Here is a 23,244-nt window from a genome sequence, read left to right on the forward strand (position 1 = left end):
GGCTTGCCATCGCAGCGATGTGAAGAGCTCCCTCTCTTCACGTCAGTCGCTGCAGATGACTGGTCTCCGCTCTATGCTTTGCGTTGTGTTACGCTGCAGGACTCATCGGCTAAAGCTTTTTACGGCCGGTAAACAGGCTGATGAGGAACAGGATAATACCAACGACGAAGACAACTTTAGCTGCCCATGCTGCTGTGCCCGCTAAACCGCCAAAACCTAACGCTGCAGCGATCAGTGCGATCACCAGAAAAATAATGCCCCAACGAAACATAAGCCTCTCCTTACCCTATTTAAATTCGACCTGCTTATTTCATCCCCGGATGGGTGTCTTTTATTCGTGCGGCCACCTGAGTGACCGCACGCAAGCTATTAAGATTTAACCGTCAGGTCATTCTTAACGCTTTTCACGCCTTCAATGGCTTTAGCGATGCTTTCAGCACGGTCTGACTGTGCCTGATTAGCAACATGCCCTGAAAGCTGAACAACACCGTCGGTAGTCTCAACTTTAACGTTGCGCGACGGAACAATGTCATCTGCTAATAGCTTAGCTTTAATTTCGCTGGTCGTAGCGGCATCGCCTGCATAACCTTTCATTGAAGAGGTTTTGCTGTCTCTGACGTGTAGTTTATCGCTGACGGATTTAACACCTTCGATTTTCTGCACCACAGCCACAGCCTTTTCAGCCTGATCCTGTGAGGTGACGAAACCACTTAAGGTCACGACGCCGCTGTGCGTTTTCACCGAGATATCCGTGCTTTTAATTGCGTCGTCATCCACCAGTGCCGCTTTGGCTTTGGCGGTGATGCCGCTGTCATCCATAAAACCATCGACTTTTTTCATAGAACTATCGATTTTCGAACCCGCGCTGTCAGCTGTCTGTGACGCTTTCTGAGAAAGCGATTCGTCAGCCAGTGCGCTGCCGCTGATCAGTGCTGAACCAATCATGGCGGCCATCAGGGTCTTAGCAATCTTAGTCTTGTTCATCGATATCTTCCTTCTATCAGTTAACTCACCCAAAACTGTGGGCGAAACAGAGGCACAGGTGCCGCTGCGTTACAGGACGTAAGGACAAGAGAAGTCTCTTTCGCCGTCCGATAAAATAATCATAGACGGCATTTTGTGTTTTGCCTGGCTAACTGGTTGATCGCACGTCAAAACAGAAGAAAAACGGATTTTTTAGGAGGAGTCTGGAGCGGAGAAATCAGGGCCATTCCCTGCTGGAATGGCCCGGAAACAGGCGATTAGTGCTCGCGCGTTTTACGGAAACTGACGTCGGGGTAACGTTCCTGAGTAATATTGAGGTTAACCATGGTCGGCGCGATATAAGTCAAATTATTGCCGCCATCGAGTGCCAGGTTAACTTCGTTTTTACGCTGGAAGTCCTCAAACTTTTTCGCGTCGCTGCATTCAACCCAGCGCGCCGTAGAGACGTTGATAGCTTCATAGATTGCTTCGACGTTATATTCGCTTTTCAGACGTGCCACCACCACATCAAACTGCAGTACCCCGACCGCGCCCACAATCAGATCGTTGTTATGCACCGGACGGAACACCTGCACCGCGCCCTCTTCCGACAGCTGAACCAGCCCTTTCAGCAGCTGTTTCTGCTTCAGCGGATCGCGCAGACGAATACGGCGGAACAGCTCTGGCGCGAAGTTCGGAATGCCGGTGAACTTCATGTTTTCACCCTGGGTAAAGGTGTCGCCAATCTGAATGGTGCCGTGGTTATGCAGACCGATGATATCGCCGGGCCAGGCCTCTTCCACGTGTGAACGGTCACCCGCCATAAAGGTCAGGGCGTCGGAGATCACCACATCCTTGCCGGTGCGCACCTGACGCAGTTTCATCCCTTTTTCATATTTACCCGAGACCACACGCATAAAGGCGACGCGGTCGCGGTGTTTCGGGTCCATGTTGGCCTGGATCTTAAATACGAAGCCGGTGAACTTCTCTTCCTTCGCTTCAACCGTGCGGGTGTCGGTCTCACGTGGCATCGGACGCGGTGCCCAGGCAACCAGGCCGTCCAGCATATGGTCAACGCCAAAGTTACCCAGCGCGGTGCCGAAGAAGACCGGCGACAGTTCGCCATTCAGGAAGGCCTCCTGCTCGAACTCGTGCGATGCCCCCTGCACCAGCTCCAGCTCTTCACGCAGCTGCGTCGCCAGATCTTCACCGACGGCGGCGTCCAGATCCGGGTTATTCAGCCCCTTCACGATGCGGACATCCTGAATGGTGTGGCCTTTACCGGTCTGATAAAGATAGGTCTCATCTTTGTAAAGGTGGTAAACCCCTTTGAACAGCTTGCCGCAGCCAATAGGCCAGGTGATCGGTGCGCAGGCAATTTTCAGCTCGCTCTCAACTTCATCCAGCAGCTCCATGGGATCGCGGATGTCACGGTCAAGTTTGTTCATAAAGGTCAGGATGGGCGTATCGCGCAGACGGGTAACTTCCATCAGCTTGCGGGTACGATCCTCGACGCCTTTAGCGGCATCGATCACCATCAGGCAGCAGTCAACCGCGGTCAGCGTACGGTAGGTATCTTCCGAGAAATCTTCGTGACCTGGGGTATCCAGCAGGTTCACCAGGCTATCGCGGTAAGGGAACTGCATCACCGACGTGGTGATGGAGATACCACGCTGTTTCTCCATCTCCATCCAGTCCGACTTAGCGTGCTGGTTAGAGCCACGGCCTTTTACCGTACCGGCGGTCTGGATAGCCTGTCCGAACAGCAACACTTTTTCGGTAATGGTGGTTTTACCGGCATCCGGGTGCGAAATGATCGCGAAGGTGCGGCGGCGTGCCACCTCTTCTAAAAAGGGATTAGACATGGAATTCTTCTCAATAGGCAGCGCAACGTACGGGCGCTGCTGATAAATCACGGTGGCCGGCAGAACCTTACCGGCGGGTAAACGGTGCCAGAACGACCTTTCGTCGTTGGCGGGTCAGCGCGAAGTTACATTGGCGTGATTTCCGGTTACCTGGTCAGCTTTAAGGCGGCATAGCATACAATATTTTGCGCGTGCGGCCTACAGGGAGAAGGGCGGGATTTCACAGGCGGAGAATTGGAGAACAGCGAATGCCGCAACAGCGTCGGGCGGGTCTGCACCCGCCCCGTCCCGGTTATCCCAGCACTTTTCTGACGCAGGCTTTGAAAATCTGCACGCCAGTCTCCAGCGCGCTGAGATCAAAACGCATATCAGGATGATGCAGGCCTGGCGTCAGGTTGGTGCCCAGCCCCCAGAAGCCTGCTTTCACACCCGGACGCTTCACCGGATAGTAGAAAAAGTCCTCGCTGCCTGGCGTGCTTCGGGTTGGCAGTGCGCCCTCTTCGCCCAGCACCTCGACAATCGCGGCGCGGATCACCGCCGTCGCCTCATCATCAATCTCGGCGGCCGGCATCTCTTTCAGTACGCGCACTTCAGCGGTCGCACCCAGTGCCGCCACACTGTTGATAATGGCGCGCGTGACCTGCTCTTTCAGCAGGGTCATCGGCCCGTTCTCCTGCGAACGCAGATCCCACACGACGCGGGCTTCATCCGGCACCGAATTGGTAACACCGGCATCACACAGGAAGCGGGTCGCCTTGACGCTCCAGGTCAGGCCTGGCGACAGATGGATGGCGTTGACCGCCTGAACCGCCTGCGCAGCCGCATCCAGCGCATTCACGCCAAGATGCGGACGTGCCGCATGAGCGGGCTGGCCTTTAATGGTCGCTTCCAGCGTGCTGCAGGCTGAATAAAACACCGCAGGCACCGCCTGGCCGACCACACACTCTTCCTGCGGACGCAGATGAAAGCCCAGAATCATCTCCACATCATCCAGTACGCCACCCTCGATCATCGACAGCGCACCGGTGCCCAGCTCCTCGGCGGGCTGGAACAGAATCTTCAGCCGGCCACGTTTCACCGTGCCCTCCTGCAGCAGCGCCGAGGCCGCCGTCAGCACCACCGAAGAGTGACCATCGTGACCACAGGTGTGACGGGCGCACGGCACGCCATCAATGATGTGCCCCAGCGCATCCATATCTGCGCGCAGCGCCAGGACCGGACCCGGCACACCGCTGTCGATCTCTGCCACAATGCCGGTGGTGTTATTGATGTTGCGCGTCACCTTCAGGCCCGCTTTTTCCAGCTGTTCGGCGATATAGGCCGAGGTCTTGATCTCCTGGAAACCCAGCTCCGGAATGTCGTGCAGATAGTGGTAATGCTCTAATACCTTAGACACAGCGTTACTCCTGAATAAACAGACGCATAACAGACATTGCAATCAGCGCGTTGATAATGCTCACCAGCATCAGCAGCGGCCAGTATTTTTTGGGCACGTCGGCCACGCCCAGCAGCCGCCCCATGTATTGCAGCTGCGATCCCATCAGGAAAATCGCCGGTGCCAGAATCGTGATATCCGCGCCGGTCAAAAGCCCTTTGGTCAGCAGGCTGACCGCCACGCCAGTGCCCGCCGACGAGGAGAGCCAGGCGGTGAGCAGCACGGTAATCGCCTCGCCCGGCAGGCCGAACAGCCCCATCACTGGCGCAAAAACGTGCCCGAGAAACTGCATGATGCCGAGCAGATTCAGCACTTCTGCCAGCACATAGGCCATTACCACATTGGGCATCAGATTATGAATGGCGATGTGGAAGCCTTTTCGTGCGCCGGTCACAAACACATCAAAGGGATTACTGCGGGTTTCGATTTTACTTTCCATCGGCGAAATCCTTCTTATAAACACTGTTTAACACAGCGCGTGTTATTGCCGCACCGACAAATTTCAGCACGAACATGACTAACAGCGGAATAATAATGGGCAGCGTCATTGAGGCGAACAGCGCTGAACCAATGGCGAAGTAATTATTGATTAATCCGGCACCGGAATATTGCCAGGCGCTCATCACCACCAGCTCTTTTTTGCCGATCTGTTTCTGGTCGGCCATCTCTTTGGTTAATGCCGCGCCTGCGTCGGTGCTTTGCAGGTCCGTGATTAACGCCAGACCGCAACGGCCCGGCAGCCCCATCAGTGGCTTAAGCAATGGTGTCAGCAAGCGATGCGCCGCACGAATCGCGCCGTAGTGGGTAAAGATTTCCAGCACGCCCAGCGCCAGCATCACCGTCGGCGTCAGGGACAGCGCAAACAGGAAACCCGCTTTGGCGCTGAGTCCGCCTGCGCCCAGAAAGGTATTGCTGGCGGGGTCTTTCATGGTGCCAAAGCTGCCGCCCAGCGTGGTGAAGTCAAAGGCACCCAGCCATTTCAGTCCCTCGACGTTATAAAACAGCCCTGAGAAAAACAGAATGGCAAAAATTAACGCGATATAACTGCCTTTGGTCGCCGTTATTTTTACCGGATCAACCACACTTTCATCTGACATTATTTTCTCCTGATCACCTGGCCTGCCACCCGTTCCCTGCCGGGGCAAGTTTCAATATATGGAACTGAGTTCTAAGCAGGATTTATGCCAGAGCCCATCAGACAAAGGTTATTAATGCCTTATCCGTCACCACCGGATGTGTAATCCACGCCAGACGTCTTTTAGCGCGCTTAAAATAATTTTTCAGACCACGGCGTTATATTTCCGGGACGCCATCAGATTGCGAATAATTCCCCTGCTGCTGCGGCCATTGCACCAACAGGATACTCCCCGTCCGCACTATCATGGTGCTGATTCCCCTGACGTTGTGGCCCGATAAGCGCTGATACAAAATGAGAATTGGTCGCATTCAATTTCCGAAATAATTCTAGTTAAATCAATCAGATAAAATGGCTTATTTTGCCGAAAAGGCTTCACTTTACTAACATGTTTGATGCATAATTCACCGACTATACCTCTGTATTTAACATTTTCTTAAAAGGACTCGGCCATGCTGACTGCTGAAATGACTGGGCGTTTAAACGACCAGCTGAACCTGGAATTCTTCTCTGCCAATCTTTATCTGCAAATGAGCGCCTGGTGCAGCGACAAAGGCTTTGAGGGTGCCGCTTCCTTCCTGAAGATGCATTCGCGCGAAGAGATGCAGCATATGCAGCGTCTGTTTGACTACCTGAGCGATACCGGCGCGATGCCGGTGCTGGGCACCATTGCTGCGCCGCCAGTGGCTTTCACCTCGCTGAATGAAATTCTGCAGCAGGCGCTGGAGCATGAGCAGCTGATCACCAGCAAAATCAATGAGCTGGCCCATGCCGCCATGACCTCACAGGATTATTCTACGTTCAACTTCCTGCAGTGGTATGTGGCCGAGCAGCATGAAGAAGAGAAGCTGTTCAAAACCGTGCTGGATAAACTGGCGCTGGTCAGCAACAGCGGCAACGGTCTGTTCCTGGTCGATAAAGACCTGGGTCGCATGAGCACCGAGAACCACGCAGAATAATATTTATCGGGCCGCTCAACCGATTAAGACAGCTGACAATTCCCTAATCAGTTATCTGGAAGCCAGGATAGCAGGGAATAGGGTCAGAGGAGGAAAGCGTCCCGCGCCATGGACAAAAATGCCGGGAGCGTTTTTGAACAACGCAACACGCTGGCCCGGCCAGGGGCGCACCTCAGGGATGAGGTGCGTCATCGCGCGGGTAGAGCGCCCAGGGACGGGCTTGAGCGTCTTTCCGATCTGACCGTATTTTCTGTGCAGGCACGGTCTGGCAGCAAAGCGGACCCGCTTTTGCCAGCGTCCTCGTCGGCCCCTTTCCGGGGCCGGACTTATTTCCGTCTGATGGCCGCCACGCCACCGCTATTCCAGCCGGTAACGCGCCGCTTTCTCGCCGTTCACCCACAGCTCACGACGTTCACCCGCAGGCAGTAACAGCGTAATCTCCCGCCAGGCAGGCTGGTAGTCGCCGCGCTTTTCTACCGTCAGGTCGATGCGGCTGGCGCTGCTGCACAGCGTCCAGCTCAGCCACAGCGCATTGCCCTGCTGCCAGCCGTGGCTCTCACCATCGTCGTCAAACGTTTCGCCCTGGGTTGTTACGCCTTCCGGTGCGGGCCACAACTGCCACTGCCGCACCGTATCGCGCCGCGCATCGGTGGTGCTTTCGCACTCGCCCAGCGGGATCACCGCACCTGCACGCACCAGCAACGGCAGCCGATCCAGCGGTGCATCCAGCGTGATGGTCTCACCGCCCGCAAACGCCCTGCCGCTGTGCCAGTCATACCAGCCGATCTGATTGCGCGGCAGATAGACTTCACGGCTGCGCGCCCCCTGCTCCACGACGCTTGCGACCAGCAGATCGCGTCCCAGCATAAAGTCATCGCACGCCTGATAGGTCAGCGGATCCTGCTCATGATCGAGGAAGGTCGGACGCAGCATCGGCTCATCTTCCGCGCTGGCCTGCCACGCGAGGGTGTAGAGGTAAGGCATCAGGCGATAGCGCAGCCGGATTGCCTCACGGATCATCGGTGTCACGTCCGGGTACATCCACGGCTCGTTCACGGTGTGATCGTCATTCCATGAGTGGATGGTAAAGCGGGGATGCATCACCCCGTTCTGAACCCAGCGCACAAACAGCTCGGCATCCGGCTTATCGCCAGAGAAACCGCCGACATCGTGTCCGACGTTAAACAGGCCTGAGAGGCTCATCCCCAGCCCCATGCGGATGTTGTAGCGCAGCGTCTGCCAGCTGGTGCGATTATCGCCGCTCCAGGTCTGCACATAGCGCTGCATCCCGGCACAGCCGGAACGGGAGATCAGATAGGGGCGTTTGTCTGGCGCGAACTGCTGCTGTGCCTCCATCGAGGCGCGCATCATCAGCAGCGGCATCACCGGCCGGATATGCTTGATGGCAATCGGCTGACCAAAACCGTGACAGCGCGCTTCGCCATCCCACACCTCATATTCGTTGTTGTCATTCCACGTGGAATCAATGCCCTTTTTCAGCAGCTGCTCAGTGACATTTTCCTGCCACCAGCGCACCGCCTGCGGATGGGTGAAGTCGAGATGCGATCCCTCATCATCCCAGAATACCGAGCGTTCAGGGCGATCCTGTTCCGAGTCCCGGATAAACAGGCCCTGCGCCGCCACTTCCTGATAGCGCGGATGATCCTGCAGCAGGCACGGCTTGATGTTGGCCGCCAGCTTCATTCCGGCACGATGAAACGCGTCGCTCAGCGCGTTGGGATTCGGGACTTTGTCGTAGTTCCAGTTAAAGACGTAGCGCTTGTTATTGATCGAGGTGTAACCGGAAGAGAGCTGGAAAGAGTCGCAGGGAATTTCATGCTCACGACACAGACGGATAAAAGATTGCAGCTGCTGCTGTGCGTCGGGGGCATCGGTGTAGTGCATGGTGGAGCCGCTGTAACCCAGGCTCCATTTTGGCTGAAACAGCGTGCGCCCGGTCAGGCGCACAAAGGCTTTGGTCACGTCCAGCAGCGTCGGGCCGAGCATCATGTAGTAGTCGAGATCGCCCGCCTCGGCGCGGTAACGGCGGTAAGGCAAATGATAGTTATCCAGCTCGTTCCCCAGGTCGAGCCAGCTGCTGCTGAGGTTGTCATAAAACAGACCGAAGCTGACACCATCACGCTGCGTCAGGGTAAACGGAATATGCTTGTAGAGGGGATCGGTGCTGGCGGCGTTGTAGCCCATAGCGTCGAGATTACGCATCTCAAACCGCCGGTTAACGCGGTCCAGTTCGCCACTCTTCTCGCCCAGGCCATACACCCGATCCTGCGGCTGACGACGCTGATAGTGCTCCACCCCGTCGCCGTGGGCATTGAGCAGATAGGCCCCGGTGTGACGATCGGCGGTCAGCGGCTGCCAGCCCGCACCATCAAACTGCTCCCAGCTCAGGCAGAGCGGCTGATGCACCGTAACCCGCAGCTGTTGCGTGCTGATGCGCAGCTGCTGTGCATCGTGCTCCACCTGAAACGCCGGTAACGAAAAGCCATCCAGCGCCTCGCGGTCACGTCCCTGCCAGGGCACATCCGTGACAGGGGCAATGCTCCAGGTGCGGTTCAGCGCCAGCTCACCGTCGCGCTTTAACAGCACGCGCATCAGCTTCTCTTCCAGCACGTAAAGCCGCAGGAAATGACGGTCTTCGACCTTGAGTTCAACAAAATGCCCGGCCTGCTGATGCAGCGTCCAGTTCTTCAGGGTTTTCATCCAGGTATCCTTATGGGTTAGCAGGGCGCTGGCGACGTTCGGCAATCAGCATTACCAGGAAAACGGCACCAATCAGGTCAAAGAAGCCCATCGCCACAAACAGCGGATTAAAGCCGATGGTATCGGCGGTCACACCGATAATCAGCGAGAAGATAAAGCTGGCAATCCAGGCGCAGGAGCCGCGCATGCCGTTAACCGTGGCCATCTGGCGACGATCAAACCGTTCCACCACCAGTGCGCTAAGCATGCAGGAGATCACCTGATGGCCGAAGCCGCCGACGGAGATCAGGGCAATGGCCAGCCAGGGATCTTTCACCAGCGTCATCAGTGCCAGCGACACCATCAGCAGTGCGCCGGTCACCGAGCTGGCGACAATCGAGTTGACGCGGGTCATGCCAAACCAGCGCACATAGATTCGGGTCAGATAGCCACTGGCGACGCTGCCGAGGTCGGCGGCCAGAAACGGCAGCCAGGCGAACATCACGATCTGCTTAAGATCCATGCCGCGCTCATTGGCAAGATAGAGCGGCACCCAGAAGCTCAGCACCGCCCAGGCCGGTTCAGCCAGAAAGGCCGGAATGGCGATGCCGTAGAATTTCTTCTCTTTACCAATCACTTTCAGCGCGGCGAAGAACGGCAGCTTTTCACCCATCACCTCGTTGTCCTGATTAATAAAGGCACGCTCCTGATCAGAGAGACGGGGATGGCTCTGAGGCGAGTGATAGCCCCACCACCAGAGTCCCACCCACAGCAGGCCCAGCCCGCCGGTCAGCAGAAATGCGCCCTGCCAGCCAAAGGTAATGTGCGCAACATAGATAATCGGGGGGGCCAGCATCGCACCAACCGAAAAGCCGACGCCCGCCCAGCCCGCCGCCACCGGACGCTCCTTTTTCGGGAACCAGTCGCCGATCGCTTTGGCGTTTGCGGGCGTGGCCGCCGCTTCTGACGCGCCCATCACAAAACGCAGCAGCGCCAGGTGCAGCCAGCTTCCCGCTCCGGCGTGCAGCAGACAAGTCACTGACCAGATCAGCGCGCAGATCAGGAACCCCATCTTCAGTCCGATCACATCGATCAGCCAGCCGCAGAGTGGCTGAAACAGGGTATAGGCGAGCTGAAACGCCGCGACGACCCAGGAGTACTGCTCGGTGGTCATGTTCAGGCTGGTTTTCAGTTCCGGTGCCAGAATGCCGAGGGAGTTGCGGGTGATGTAGTTAACGGTTACACCCAGCAGAAACATTCCCAGCATCCACCAGCGTAAATGTTTAATCACGCGCACCGTGCGGGATGCACTGATGGGTTTGGTTGTTGATTCGAGGCTCATTGTGCCACTCCTGATTGCCATTGATGACGCACACCGCCTGCTGGCGTACCGCGTGTCCTTTTATCGAACTTAGAAAAGTGCGAAACGTGGGTACAGACACTTTTTTGCAACATTTTTCATGGCAGGCTGATGACCTGCAGGAAAGGGCACGGAAATGCTGATATGACGCGATTCAGCAGACCATGAAAAAGTTTTCATCAGCAGATTTGAAGGCGATCACAGAATGAAACAAAGGCTGAAAATCGGTGAAATTGCGGCGCTGAGCGGGGTCTCGATCAGCACGGTGTCGCGGGTGCTGGCGGGGAAAGCCAATACCCGGCCCGCAACGCGTGACAAAGTGCTGGCTGTGGCACAGCAGCAGGGCGTGCTGGATAACCTGCACAGCGGTCGCCTGCTGCTGAATAACCTGATGGTCTTTGCCCCGCCGCGTGCCTTCGACGTGCGCAGTGACATTTTTTACTACAAGGTGATTCAGGGCATCAGCCAGGCGGTGGAACCGCATGAGGTGCGGCTGCGCTACTGTCCGCTGGAAGAGGTGGAGAGCAATGCCGCGCTGTTTATCGATAAGATGCAGCAGACCGAAGCCGCCCTGCTGATTGGCATTGATGATGAGCATATTCACCAGCTGGCGGCGGAGATGAACAAACCCTGCGTGCTGATCAACGCCCGCGATCGCCGGATGCGCCTGCCTTCAGTCTCGCCGCATCATCAGCTGATTGGTGAATTCTCCGCACGCTATCTGTTTGAGCAGGGACACCGGCAGATCCTGTCGCTGCACTGCCTGCGCCGCTACACCATGGAGCAGCGGCTACAGGGCGTGCGCGACGCCTGGCATGCCATGAATTTGCGCTTCGACAGCCGCCAGCATCTGCTGACCCTGAACAGTTTCAGCAGCAATGAGGCGGCAGAGCGGCTGGGTGAATACCTGCGCCACTGCCCTGATGCGCTGCGCCCGACCGCGATTCTCGCCAGCGGTGATTACATCGCGGCAGGGGCTGTCACCGCACTGGAGCAGGCCGGACTGCGGGTGCCGCAGGATATGTCGGTAATGAGCATGGATGGCTTTAACCTTGCCGCTATCCACGATATTCCGCTGACCTCGGTGCAGGTGCCGCGTGATGAGCTGGGTGCCGCGGCAGTGAAAATGTTGCAGGAGATGCGGCTGAATCCCGGCACACCCACCGGCAGCCTGCTGCTGAATGGCAGGCTGGTGGTGCGCGAATCGGTGCGCCGCATTCGCGATAATCTCAGCCATGCGCCGGTTCAGCAGCATGGCCTCTATGATTAACCGGGCGCGGGTTAGCCCAGCGTTTTCAGCCGCAGTTCCGACGGCTGAGGTCGTCCGAACAGGAAGCCCTGGAACAGCGTACAGCCCTCATCGCGCAGCTTCGTAAACTGCTCATCGCTCTCCACGCCTTCGGCGGTTATCTGGATATCGAGGCTGCGGCTCATGCCGGTGATGGCGCGGATAATCGCCAGCGCCTCGCGGCTGTCGCCCATATCGTTGATAAACGATTTGTCGATTTTGATTTTGTCGAACGGGAACGATCGCAGATAGCTCAGGGATGAATAACCGGTGCCGAAATCATCCAGCGCAATCTGTACGCCCAGCGCCTTGAGATTCTGCAGGGTACGGATATTCCCCAGTGAGTCATCCAGCAGCACCGATTCGGTGATCTCAACTTCCAGCCGCGCCGGATCGAGACCCGACTCCTTCAGCGCCCCTTCAACCACCTGCACCAGCGAGCTGTTTTTAAACTGCAGCGGTGAGAGGTTGACCGAGACCGACTGCTGCCCTTCCCAGCTCGCCGCTTCACGACAGGCTTCATAGAGCGCAAACGCCCCCAGCATATGAATCAGGCCGGTCTCTTCCGCAATCGGAATGAAGTCGTTGGGCATAATCAGCCCGCGGATCGGATGATGCCAGCGCATCAGCGCCTCATAGCCAATGATCGTGCGATGATCGCCATTGGTAATGGGCTGATAGTAGAGGCGCAAATGCCCGCCGCTAATCGCATCGCGCAGATCGTTTTCAATCAGGCGTCGGCTGCGCGCCACATCGTCCATCGCAAGTGTAAAGTGCTCATAGCGGTTACGGCCGTTGCGTTTGGCTTCATACAGCGCCATGTCCGCACAGCGCAGCAGCTGCTCCGGCGTGTTCGTGATGGTGGTGCTGAGCGCAATGCCGACACTGAGCCCGACCGACAGGTTATGTCCTTCGACGTTGACCGGCGGCCGAATCGCCTCGATCAGACGCTGTGCCACAATACTCGCCTCTTCATTACCGGCCACCGCCGGCAGCACGATAGCGAACTCATCGCCGCCGATACGCGCCAGCGTATCCTGATCACGCAGCGTGTTACGCAGACGTTTCGCCACGCTGCGCAGCAGCTCGTCGCCAATCTGGTGGCCCAGCGCATCGTTCACATTTTTGAAGTTATCAAGATCAAGGCAGAGCGCGGCGGTCTGGCGCTGCGTCTGATTCGCGGTGCGTAAGGCTTCACTCAGACGCTGGCGGAACAGAATGCGGTTAGGCAGGCTGGTCAGGTTGTCGTGGTGCGCCATATGGTGAATACGGGCATCGGCGGCGCGCTGGTCGGTCACATCTTCCACCAGCAGCATCAGGTAGTTGCGGCGTGCATCCTGCCCGTTAATCGCGGTCGCACGGGTATGGAGAATGCGTTCGCCGCTGGCGGTCATCAGTAACTGCTCACGCTCATGCATGCCCTCACTGCGCAAGGCAACATCTGCCAGATTGTTAAAGTAATCGCTGAGTTCAGGCGACATACATTCGTGCGGGCGTTTGTTGACGATCAGTGATTTTGACAGGCCAAAAAGCTGCTGGGTGCGGTCGTTAACCAGCAGGATTTCGCGGGTGATCGCATCTTCCACAATCACGCAGGAGGGAATGTTGGCAATGATATTGTCCAGGAATCGGGAGAGCGCGGTTTTCTGCGCACTCTGGGCTTCGGCCAGATCCCGGGCGCGCAGAATCTGCTGCTCCTGCTCACGGCCTTCCGTGCGGTCGCGGGTGATCTTGGCGAAACCGATCAACCTGCCGTCATCATCATGGATCGCGTCAATGACCACATGCGCCCAGAACGCGCTGCCATCTTTGCGGTAACGCCAGCCCTCATCTTCAAAACGGCCGGTTTTAAGCGCAATACCGAGGTTCGCTTCAGGCGTGCGGTTCAGCCGCTCCTGAGCGCTGTAAAACAGCGAAAAGTGCTGACCCACCACTTCGTCTGCTTTGTAGCCTTTGGCGCGCTGAGCACCGGCATTCCAGTTCACCACCACGCCATCAATATCGAGCATGTAGATGGCGTAATCCGTGACGCCCTCCACCAGCAGGCGAAAACGCTGCTCCTGTTCCCGCTGCTCGCTGCGGATGCGCTGCTGTTCGGTGCAGTCACGGGTGATTTTTGCGTAGCCCAGCAGCTTACCCTGATCGTCACGGATCGTGTCGATCACCACATGCGCCCAGAACGCGCTGCCATCTTTGCGGTAGCGCCAGCCTTCATCTTCGAAACGGCCGGTGCGATACGCAATTTGCAGGTTCTGGCTGGGGATATGATTGCGTCGATCCTGCGCGCTGTAGAAACGGGAAAAATGCTGGCCGACAATCTCTTCCGCCACATAGCCTTTGGCCCGCTGTGCGCCGGCATTCCAGTTCACGACGTTACCGTCCTGATCAAGCATATAAATGGCGTAATCGGTGACGCCCTCGACCAGCAGGCGGAAGCGCATCTCCTGCTCCCGCTCTTTGCGCTGCTGCTCCTGCTGCCGGGTGCAGTCGCGGCAGACCGAAGCAAATCCAATCAGCTGAGCTCTCTCGTCGCGGATCGGGTAGATGACCACGTGGGCCCAGAAGGCGCTGCCATCTTTGCGACAGCGCCAGCCTTCATTTTCGTAACGTCCGTTAGTGACAGCGATATCAAGCTCGCGCTGCGGCTGCCCCCGACGGCGATCTTCTTCGTTATAAAACAGGGCGGTGTGCTGTCCAATAATTTCGTCTGGCCTGTAACCAAGGACGTGTACCCCACCGCCGTTCCAGCTGGCGACCGTTCCGTCCGGTTTAAGCATGGTGATCGCGTAGTCGATCACGCTTTGTACCAGCATGCGATACATGACATCAGAGTTATTATCCATTGTTATTTGCCTGCTGCTCGGTAGCCCGGTAATGGCTTAGGAATGTTCTTAATCGCGAGCCGAGACTAAAGCGGAAAAGGTCTGCAAAGACAAGCGTACTAAGAAGAATAACTAATCTTAACAGGGGATATATCGGCAGCGGCGAGCAAATGTTCAATGGTGTGATGATCGGGATAAGCGCATGAGGTCACGCTTTGAGGCAGGGTTAACCGCAGATCAGGTGAAAGCGCGAGGCAGGCCCGCGCTTAATGATTCCGCGACAGAAACGGCGTTTACAGGTCCATCTGTTGCTGTAAATGCATTGCGGCAATCGGCTGCCAGATCTCGGTTAACGCGCCCTCTTTGCCGGTAAACGGATCCTGCGTCGGCAAGGGCACGTTTTTCACCTGCTCCTGCGCCATTTTCAGCTTCGCGGGTTCGTCGCGCAGCGTCTCGGGCGACATGCCGCGTGGATAGGCACCGACGACCATAAAATCTTCGCTGGCGCTGACCTGACGATGGCCGACGCCCGCCGGGATCAGCACCGCATCACCGGCACGCAGGGTGACCATCCGGCCACTGTCACCGCCAAACAGCACTTCCGCCCAGCCTTCCGCAACCCCGAGCAGCTCATGGGTGTTGGGATGATAGTGGGTGTAGGGGAAAATCGGATAACGCCAGGCGGGTGGCCATCCGTTTTCGTCGAAGGTTTTCTCAAACCACGTTGCGATCTCCTCCTCTTCCGGCACCACACGCGGCCAGATTATCAGAGGTAATGGGTTATTGGGCACGCCGCCTGACGGAATGGCGAGCATCAGATGCTGAGGATTATCAGAGGCCCCGGCCGCGAAGGTGCCCGCAGCAAAGGACATCATTAATAACAGACTGGAGGATGAGGCACGCATACAGGTTCTCCGGTTTTTTTCTAAGTGTGGCAAACCCGCAGCACAATGCAATGTGCGCCGGACGACACAATTAAGATAATTAACTGATATTGCTGACTAAAGCCAAATGTGTCGTTAACAATAGGGCGAGCGTGTGCCTGTACGGCGACGGGTAGCGGTTCTTACTGCGGCAAAGTGTTGCAAAATGTCAGGCGCTGGCGCGAAAAAGGGAAGTGGCTTTTAGGGTGTCTGCTCCTTCACCCGGAGCAACCGGGTCGCGGCGTGGGTTTAATCCGCCAGCGGTTCCGCTATCAACTGACCCAGCGTCGCGATTGCCGCCTCGGCCCGGCTATCCCACGGCCAGGCGGTATTCAGTCTGAAGCAGTGACAGAACTGCTCCCCAGCCGAAAATAACTGCCCCGGTGCAATACTGATGCCCTGCGCCAGTGCCCGCTGGTAGAGCCGGGTCGTGTTGATGCTGTCCGGCAACGTCACCCAGAGAAAATACCCCCCGCCCGCCTCGCTGACCGTGGCCTGGGGCGGCAGCACCTTCAGCAGTGCCTGACGCACCATCTGCTGTCGCGTTGCCAGTATCTGTCGCAGCCGTTTCAGATGGGTGTCGTAACGCCGCGTGGCAAGAAAATCAGCCAGCGCCAGCTGCATCGGTGCGCTGGTCGAAAGCGTGCTCATCAGCTGCAGCCGCTGAATGCGCTGCGCATGTTGCCCCGCCGCCACCCAGCCGACGCGAAATCCCGCCACCAGCGACTTGGAAAACGAGCCACAGTGCAGCACGTTTCCCTGGCGATCCCAGGCCTTCGCAGGCAGCGGTGCAGCCTCCCCCGCCCCGAGTTCCGCGTAGACATCATCTTCAATCATCGGCACCTGATAACGCGACAGCAGCGCCACCAGCTGCTGTTTGCGCTCCGGCGTTAGCGTCACACTCAGCGGATTCTGCAACGTCGTCATTAGCCAGCAGGCTTTGACCGGCCAGCGTTGCAGTGTCTCCTCCAGCTGGACGAGATCGATGCCCTGCTTCGCATCGACCGGGATGGCCAGCGCCTTAAGCCTGAGCCGCTCAATCGCCTGCAGTGCGCCATAAAATATCGGTTGCTCAATGACCACATAGTCACCCGGCCCGGTCAGCGATTGCAGACTGAGGTTCAGTGCCTCCAGCGCCCCGCTGGTGATAACAATTTCATCCGGCGACAGGGTGATGCCCTGACGCGCATAGCGCTGCGCCAGCAGCTGTCGCAGCGTGGCGTTGCCGGGCGGCAGATTGTGCAGCGCATCGGTTGGGGTCAGATGGTGGGAGACGTTCGCCAGCGAGCGCATCAGCTGGCGCTGCGGAAAAAGTGCAGGATCAGGAAACGCGGAGCCAAACGGCACGATGGCCGGATCGCGCGTTGCCTGCAGCACATCAAACACAAAGTCGTTGATGTCGACCTGTTCGCTGATCGCCACCCTCAGCGGTGCGGGTGCCAGGGCACGCGGTGCCACGTAGTAACCCGACTGAGGGCGCGAGACGATCCAGCCCTGACTCTCCAGCAATTCATAGGCATGCAGTACCGTCATCAGGCTGACACCCTGCTGCGCCACCTGCTGACGCAGTGACGGTAAACGGGTGCCGGGCAGCCAGATACCGGCCTCTATCTGCTGCTGAATCTCATCCATCAATCGCTGGTATTTCGCCACGGCTCGCCTCTCCCTGATTAACCGCGAGACTTTACCACGCACGGCGAACAAAGACAGGCTCGCGCATCGCCTCCGGTTACGCGGACTCAGCGCTGGCGCGTCAGATCACCGCCACCTGCGGCGTCAGTGGCTGATCGACGTCAGCACTCTGGCTGACGTTTGCCGTCGCCGCTTCCGTTTCCGTCACCACAAAGTCAGCCAGCTCCGGCACCTGCTCAGGGGGAACCGGCCTGCCCAGCAGGTAGCCCTGCAGCGTATTGCAGCCCAGGCTGGTCAGAAAAGCCTGCTGCTCGGCAGTTTCAACGCCTTCAGCCACCACTTTCAGTTGCAGCGACTGCGCCAGCGCCACAATCGCTGACACGATGGTGGCATCTTCTTTCTGATGCTGCAGCTCATTCACAAAGGCCCGGTCGATCTTCAGCTCGCTGGCCGGCAGGCGTTTCAGATAGAGCAGGCTGGAGTAGCCGGTGCCAAAGTCATCAATCGAGGCTTTCACGCCAAGCCCGGTCAGCTCGGTAAGAATACGAACGCTCGCATCGGGATCGCGCATCGCCGTGGTTTCCGTCACTTCCAGCGTCAGCAGTTCGGCCGGAATCTGGTGCTTTGACAGCGCATCCACCACCGTTTCCACCAGATTCGATTGTTCAAACTGCAACGCCGACAGGTTGACCGCCACCGACCAGTCCGGATGCCCCTGCAGATGCCACTGGCGCAGCTGGCGGCAGGCTTCATGGATCACCCAGTTGCCGATGTTGACAATCATGCCGGTCTTTTCCGCCATCGGCAGGAATTTATCGGGCGACAGCAGGCCACGCTTCGGATGTTCCCAGCGCAGCAGCGCTTCGAAACCCAGAATCGGGCCACGCGGCGCGCAAAATTTTGGCTGATAGAACAGGCGCAGTTCATCGTTGTCCAGCGCCTGCCAGAGATCGTTATTGAGCTGAAGCTGGCTCTGCGCCTGCAGGTTCATTGAAGGCTGGAAGAAGGTGTAGCCGTTGCGGCCGTTATTTTTGGTGTGGTACATCGCCGCATCGGCGTTGAACATCAGTTCACGCTCATCCACGCCATCGCCGGGATAGACCGCGATGCCGAGACTGAGGGAGACCACCAGTTCATAGCGTGAGATATCAAACGGGCGATCCACCGCTTTAACCAGCTTATCGGCGATGGCCGCAGCGTCATTGGGATCGTCGATCTCCACCAGCAGTACAAACTCATCCCCGCCGAGCCGCGCCAGCGTGTAGTAGCCGGTCATCTGCTGACTCATCCGCTCGGTCACGCCCACCAGCAGGCTGTCGCCAATGTGATGCCCGAAGGCGTCATTAACCGCCTTGAACCCATCGAGATCCATAAACATCAGGGCAAACTGCGTCTGCTCACGGTTGGCTTTGTTAATCGCCTGCTCCAGGCGATCCTCAAGCAGAATGCGGTTGGGCAGCCGGGTCAGGTTATCGTGCAATGCCAGCTGTGCCAGCTCACGATTGGCTTCTGCCAGCGAGCTGGCGAGAATTGAGGTCCGCGCCTGCATCCGCGCATCCAGCATTGAGACCAGCAGGGTAATGCCCAGAATGGAAATGGTGACCACCGTGACCAGAATTGCCAGCCAGTTGCTGTTAACGCCCTGCCCTACTGAATGACTGTGGGCGGGAAACTGCGCCGCCATCATGCCGGTGTAGTGCATGCCTGCAATCGCACACCCCATCACCACCGAGGCCCCCACACGCAGCAGAGTCACCCGGCCGGTCTGACCCTCACGCAGATTAAATGCCAGCCACAGCGCCGCGCCCGAGGCGGCCAGGGCGATCACCACCGACAGCGCCACCCAGCCCCATTTCCAGACGATGCCGGGGGAAAACATCAGCGCAGCCATGCCGGTATAGTGCATCGCCACCACGCCGCTGCCGAGGATTAACGCGCCGCCCGCCAGGCGCGGAATGGGGAGATCGCCACTGCAGACCAGCCACAGCGCAAATATCGACGCACAGACCGCAATGGCGGCGGAGAAAGCCGTCAGCCCGGCGCTGTAGCTCATGACCATCGCCATGTTCATCGACAGCATGCCGATAAAGTGCATCGCCCAGATTCCAATGCCCATGGAAAAACCGCCGCCGAACAGCCAGACCAGCGCGACTTTGCCGGTTGAATGCACCACCCGTCCCGCCATATCTAAGGCGGTGAATGAAGCCAGCATCGCGACAAGGACTGAGACGATGACGATAAAAGAGTCGTATGAGGTTGCTAACATAGTGCATTCCCGCGAAAGCCGTGCTGGTGGTGGGGGTGAGGGTTTTAAAATTATTGTTTTAGTTATCGGCATCGCCGGGCGGTTAATGAGCCGGAAACGCGGCATCCCTGCCACTCATTCTGAGTGATGAAATCTATCATCAGCGTCAGCCTGACAGGGACACCACTGGCGGCCGCAGTGAGGGAAAACTAAACGCGTCAACCCGATCCGGCGGCGTCGGTTTACCCAGCAGGTATCCCTGCAGCGCATCAAAGCCTAAGCTGGTAAGCAAATGCTGCTGCTCCTCCGTTTCAACCCCTTCCGCCACCATGCGCAGATTGAGACTCTGCGCCAGCGCCAGCATCGCGCTGACCACGGTCGCATCTTCGCTGCCGGGTCGCAGGCAGTTGATAAAACTGCGATCAATCTTGAGTTCGCTGGCATCCAGATCTTTGAGGTGCAGCAAATTGGCATAGCCAATGCCGAAGTTATCAATGGCGACGCTGACGCCCGCCTGCTGCAATTCACGAATACGCTGCTGGCTGAAAACGGGATCGCGCATGGCAATCGCTTCGGTGATCTCCAGCATCAGCGCACTGCCTGACAGCTGATAACGCGTCAGTGTCTGATGCAGTGTGCTCAGCAGATCACGCTGGTGAAATTGCAATGCCGAGAGATTCACCGAGACCGTCCAGTCACTGTGGCCCTGGTTGTGCCAGATCCTTAACTGACGGCAGGCCTCCTCGATCACCCAGTTGCCAAGCGCCACAATCTGGCCGGTTTTTTCGGCGCGCGGCAAAAACAGTTCAGGCGTCAGCAAACCGCGCTGCGGATGCTGCCAGCGCAGCAGCGCTTCAAATCCCATCAACCGGGTGCCGCCGGAACGGAATTTGGGCTGATAGAACAGCCGCATCTGCTGGCGATCGATGGCTTCCCACAGATCGTTTGCCAGCTCCAGCTGATGCTGCGTTGCAGCGCTCATGGCCGGTTCAAACAGGCACCAGCCGTTTCGGCCACTGTGTTTGGTGTGGTACATCGCCGCGTCGGCATTAAACAGCAGCTCCTGCCGGTTGCGGCCATGCAGTGGAAAGACCGCAATACCTGCGCTGAGTGAAACGTGCAGTACATAACGGTCGAGTTCAAATGGCGTACTGATTACTTTAACCAGCTTTTGCGCCAGCTGCCGGGCCGGGCTGATGTCACATTCCGCCATCAGCACAAACTCATCACCGCCCAGACGCACCAGCAGCATCGCGTCGCTGAGCTGGCTACGCAGCCGTTCCGCCACGGCCACCAGCAACCGGTCACCGACGTGATGTCCCCAGGTGTCATTGACCGCTTTGAAGCCATCGAGATCCATATAGATCACGGCAAAGCGGTTTTCATTCAGCATCGCCTGTTTGATGGCGAGATCGAGCTGCTGCTCCAGCATCACCCGATTGGGCAGCGCGGTCAGGTTGTCATGCATCGCCAGCAGACGCAGCTCCTGGTTAGCACGCCGGAGCCGGGCCGCCAGCCGCGCGGCGCGCAACTGCGCATCCAGCATTGAGCTCAGCAGCGTGATCCCAAGGATAATCAGCGTGACCAGTGCCACCCAGACCGCCATTCCCGGACTGCTGACGCCATAGGGCGACATTGTGCTGCCGTGGCTGAACGCCGCCGCCGCCATACCCACGTAGTGCATGCCAGCAATGGCGATCCCCATGACCAGTGAGGCCAGCCCACGCATCAGCAGCAGATGGTGGTCGCCCTGCCGCAGGTGAAACGCCAGCCATAGCGCCACGCCTGAGGCCGCAAACGCAATCAGCACAGAGATCGCCACCAGCAACATATTCCACTCAGGTCGTGGATCAATCAGCAGCGCAGACATACCGAGATAGTGCATCACCACCACACCTGCGCCCAGGATCAGCGTACCGCGCAGCAGCCGCCGACGGGTGAGATGTAGCCCGCCAACCGTCTGACCGAAGGCAAAGATGGAGGCCAGAATCGCCACCAGCAGCGAGAGGATCGTCAGCCGCGTGTCATAGCGCATCGTCATTGGCATCATCATTGCCAGCATCCCGATAAAGTGCATTGCCCAGATGCCAATCCCCATTGCGGTGCCGCCCACCAGCAGCCAGAAGCGGGCGCTCCAGCCGTGGGATACCGCCACCCTTCCGGCAGTATCCAGCGCTGTAAAAGAGGCAATAAACGCCACGATCAGCGACACGCAGATCAGAACGCCATCCCAGGTGACAAGCAACATGTGCAACTCCTCACCACCCGCAGAGAAACAGGTGCTGTGTAAAATCAGAAACGTAATCTTTAAACCACCCAACGGGTGAAATAAGTAAACTTCGGGATTGACCGGACCTGAAAACCGGGCAAAACAGGCCTGCAAACGCAGGGCCATTGATGACCTGCATCTTATTCCCCGCCCGCTGAATTTGCCGGTTAATCGTTATTATGTCTGATTGGTACAGGAACATATCACCGAAGCAGAAAGCATGCCAGAGGCCGAAAAAACAAAGGGTTTTGTTTTGCCGTCTCGCTTTCATGCCTTGCTGTAACTGGGTTATCGGCCAAAGAGGCCATTTGATTAATGAAAAATAAACGGCAGGACTTCGCCTGACGCTTTAACTGATCTATAGTAAGTAAAACTGATATAAATCATCATTCTTAAGTCTAGGATTTTTCTTAAGACTGCGGCGCTGCCCGCCTTGTTATTTTTATTTCCTTACTTTGGGTTTAATCGTTAATAAACACCGGGTGAAAAAGCACTGACTCTCGATAATCCGTAAGGAAATATTATGAAACTCAAGCTTTTTCTGTGTGCCGCTGCAGGATTAACCGTTGCCATTCCATCCTTAACCCAGGCGGCTACGACCTCGGGAACCATCAATGCCACGTTAACGCTGACCACCGGTTGCCTGGTAAACGGCCAGTCAGCCACGGCGGGCGTTAACTTCGGTACCCTGAACTTTGGCAGCAGCGCCGCCACCTTTGATACCCTGAACGCCACCCTGGTGGGTGCAGCCGGTAACGGCATCTTTGTGCGCTGCACGACCGGTCAGGATTACAACGTGGTGGTAACCAGCAGCAATACTGCGCCAGCGACGGTTTATGGCACCGCCTCGACATCACCGCGTTATCTGATTCTGGGATCGGACAATGCGCAGGGCATCGCCTATACCCTCTACAGTGACGCTTCCTTCACCACCGCGATCGCCAACAACACACCTATTGCGGCCAGTGGAACCACCGATCCGACGCTCGGCACCAACTACGCCATTTATGGCCGGGTCGTCGGCGGCGGCTTTAACCCCCTGATCCCGGCCGGAACCTATACCGATACGATTAACGTTGCCGTGAACTATTAACCGCTCTCGCAGGTAACTAAAGGTGGTTCTCTGGCGATGCTGCCTGACGATCGCATGCGGTCTGCCCCTGCTGACAGCGAGTGTCAGTGCCTGGAGTCTGCCCACCAGCACCTTCCAGGTGACCGCGTCTGTCGTGGCGGGCTGCGTGATATCCGGCACCAACACCGGCGTTTTCGGCACACTTAACTTCGGCACGCAGTCTGGCGTGGCGACCCGTGCCGTCAACGCCAGCTTCGTGCAGAGCACCACCATTAATCTTGCCTGTACACCAGGCACCACGCTGAGCATGAGCATTAATCAGGGCGCGAACTTCACCACTACCCGCAACCTGAAGCTGCCCAATTTCAGCAATACCGTTCCCTATACGCTCTTTAGCGATGCCAGCCGCACCACGGTGATCCCGGTCAATCAGGCGGTGTCGCTCAGCTATAGCAATGCCAATAACATTACGCTGCCCATCTATGGTCAGCTGCAACTGCCCGGCACTGCGCGCGCCGGCGTCTATACCGATACGCTGACCGTCACCCTGAGCTGGTGAGGCGATAGAAAACAAGG

At 57.5% G+C, this 23,244-nt stretch carries 17 protein-coding genes; 4 read left to right on the forward strand and 13 right to left on the reverse strand.

What is annotated here, in order from left to right:
* Nucleotides 1-109: 109 nt before the first annotated feature.
* The 6 genes from N5J69_RS13495 to N5J69_RS13520 all read right to left on the reverse strand — a co-directional run bounded on the left by N5J69_RS13495 (nucleotide 110) and on the right by N5J69_RS13520 (nucleotide 5,360).
* Nucleotides 110-271, reverse strand: a complete 162-nt coding sequence (locus N5J69_RS13495; RefSeq protein WP_003848537.1) for a DUF1328 domain-containing protein — start codon at nucleotides 269-271, stop codon at nucleotides 110-112.
* 98 nt (nucleotides 272-369) lie between these two features.
* Nucleotides 370-984 (reverse strand): molecular chaperone OsmY, encoded by a 615-nt coding sequence (gene osmY, locus N5J69_RS13500; RefSeq protein WP_279770964.1) that lies wholly within the window; start codon nucleotides 982-984, stop codon nucleotides 370-372.
* A 257-nt stretch (nucleotides 985-1,241) separates the two neighbouring features.
* Entirely contained in the window at nucleotides 1,242-2,828 is a 1,587-nt protein-coding gene (gene prfC, locus N5J69_RS13505) for a peptide chain release factor 3 (protein ID WP_279770966.1), read from the reverse strand.
* Between the two features lie 292 nt (nucleotides 2,829-3,120).
* On the reverse strand, nucleotides 3,121-4,224 hold the full coding sequence (locus tag N5J69_RS13510; protein ID WP_279770967.1) for a M20 peptidase aminoacylase family protein: 1,104 nt from the start codon (nucleotides 4,222-4,224) through the stop codon (nucleotides 3,121-3,123).
* A 4-nt stretch (nucleotides 4,225-4,228) separates the two neighbouring features.
* Nucleotides 4,229-4,702, reverse strand: coding sequence for a YjiG family protein (locus tag N5J69_RS13515; protein ID WP_279770969.1), 474 nt, complete (start codon nucleotides 4,700-4,702; stop codon nucleotides 4,229-4,231).
* Complete coding sequence (locus tag N5J69_RS13520; protein WP_279770971.1) at nucleotides 4,692-5,360, reverse strand: nucleoside recognition domain-containing protein; 669 nt, start codon at nucleotides 5,358-5,360, stop codon at nucleotides 4,692-4,694. The genes N5J69_RS13515 and N5J69_RS13520 overlap by 11 nt, the downstream gene beginning before the upstream one ends.
* Before the next feature lie 490 nt (nucleotides 5,361-5,850).
* On the opposite strand from N5J69_RS13520, the gene ftnA reads away from it, so the two are divergent.
* Nucleotides 5,851-6,357: a non-heme ferritin gene (gene ftnA, locus N5J69_RS13525; protein WP_279770972.1), complete on the forward strand. Its 507-nt coding sequence runs from the start codon at nucleotides 5,851-5,853 to the stop codon at nucleotides 6,355-6,357.
* Between the two features lie 357 nt (nucleotides 6,358-6,714).
* Here the strand turns inward: ftnA and N5J69_RS13530 are convergent, their stop codons facing one another.
* A complete protein-coding gene (locus N5J69_RS13530; protein WP_279770973.1) occupies nucleotides 6,715-9,078 on the reverse strand; it encodes a glycoside hydrolase family 31 protein in 2,364 nt (787 codons plus the stop codon).
* A 10-nt stretch (nucleotides 9,079-9,088) separates the two neighbouring features.
* Nucleotides 9,089-10,399, reverse strand: coding sequence for an MFS transporter (locus tag N5J69_RS13535; RefSeq protein WP_279770974.1), 1,311 nt, complete (start codon nucleotides 10,397-10,399; stop codon nucleotides 9,089-9,091).
* A 223-nt stretch (nucleotides 10,400-10,622) separates the two neighbouring features.
* Here N5J69_RS13535 and N5J69_RS13540 point away from each other — a divergent pair, with 223 nt between their 5' ends.
* The gene (locus N5J69_RS13540) at nucleotides 10,623-11,687 is read left to right on the forward strand and encodes a LacI family DNA-binding transcriptional regulator (protein WP_279770976.1); all 1,065 of its coding nucleotides are present in this window, start codon (nucleotides 10,623-10,625) and stop codon (nucleotides 11,685-11,687) included.
* 11 nt (nucleotides 11,688-11,698) lie between these two features.
* Here N5J69_RS13540 and N5J69_RS13545 read toward each other — a convergent pair whose 3' ends face one another.
* The 5 genes from N5J69_RS13545 to N5J69_RS13565 form a co-directional block, all read right to left on the reverse strand.
* A complete protein-coding gene (locus tag N5J69_RS13545) occupies nucleotides 11,699-14,548 on the reverse strand; it encodes a bifunctional diguanylate cyclase/phosphodiesterase (RefSeq protein WP_279770978.1) in 2,850 nt (949 codons plus the stop codon).
* A gap of 272 nt (nucleotides 14,549-14,820) precedes the next feature.
* The gene (locus N5J69_RS13550) at nucleotides 14,821-15,432 is read right to left on the reverse strand and encodes a cupin domain-containing protein (protein WP_279770979.1); all 612 of its coding nucleotides are present in this window, start codon (nucleotides 15,430-15,432) and stop codon (nucleotides 14,821-14,823) included.
* A gap of 267 nt (nucleotides 15,433-15,699) precedes the next feature.
* Complete coding sequence (locus N5J69_RS13555; RefSeq protein WP_279770981.1) at nucleotides 15,700-17,103, reverse strand: PLP-dependent aminotransferase family protein; 1,404 nt, start codon at nucleotides 17,101-17,103, stop codon at nucleotides 15,700-15,702.
* 100 nt (nucleotides 17,104-17,203) lie between these two features.
* Complete coding sequence (locus N5J69_RS13560; RefSeq protein WP_279770983.1) at nucleotides 17,204-19,348, reverse strand: bifunctional diguanylate cyclase/phosphodiesterase; 2,145 nt, start codon at nucleotides 19,346-19,348, stop codon at nucleotides 17,204-17,206.
* Nucleotides 19,349-19,493: 145 nt separating this feature from the next.
* The gene (locus N5J69_RS13565) at nucleotides 19,494-21,575 is read right to left on the reverse strand and encodes a bifunctional diguanylate cyclase/phosphodiesterase (RefSeq protein WP_279770984.1); all 2,082 of its coding nucleotides are present in this window, start codon (nucleotides 21,573-21,575) and stop codon (nucleotides 19,494-19,496) included.
* Nucleotides 21,576-22,119: 544 nt separating this feature from the next.
* On the opposite strand from N5J69_RS13565, the gene N5J69_RS13570 reads away from it, so the two are divergent.
* Nucleotides 22,120-22,689, forward strand: coding sequence for a spore coat protein U domain-containing protein (locus N5J69_RS13570; RefSeq protein ID WP_279770987.1), 570 nt, complete (start codon nucleotides 22,120-22,122; stop codon nucleotides 22,687-22,689).
* A 22-nt stretch (nucleotides 22,690-22,711) separates the two neighbouring features.
* A complete protein-coding gene (locus tag N5J69_RS13575; protein ID WP_279770988.1) occupies nucleotides 22,712-23,227 on the forward strand; it encodes a spore coat U domain-containing protein in 516 nt (171 codons plus the stop codon).
* The last annotated feature ends 17 nt before the right edge of the window (nucleotides 23,228-23,244 follow it).

Origin of the sequence: Pantoea sp. GD03673 (assembly GCF_029844725.1) — a bacterium.
Lineage (GTDB): Bacteria > Pseudomonadota > Gammaproteobacteria > Enterobacterales > Enterobacteriaceae > Pantoea.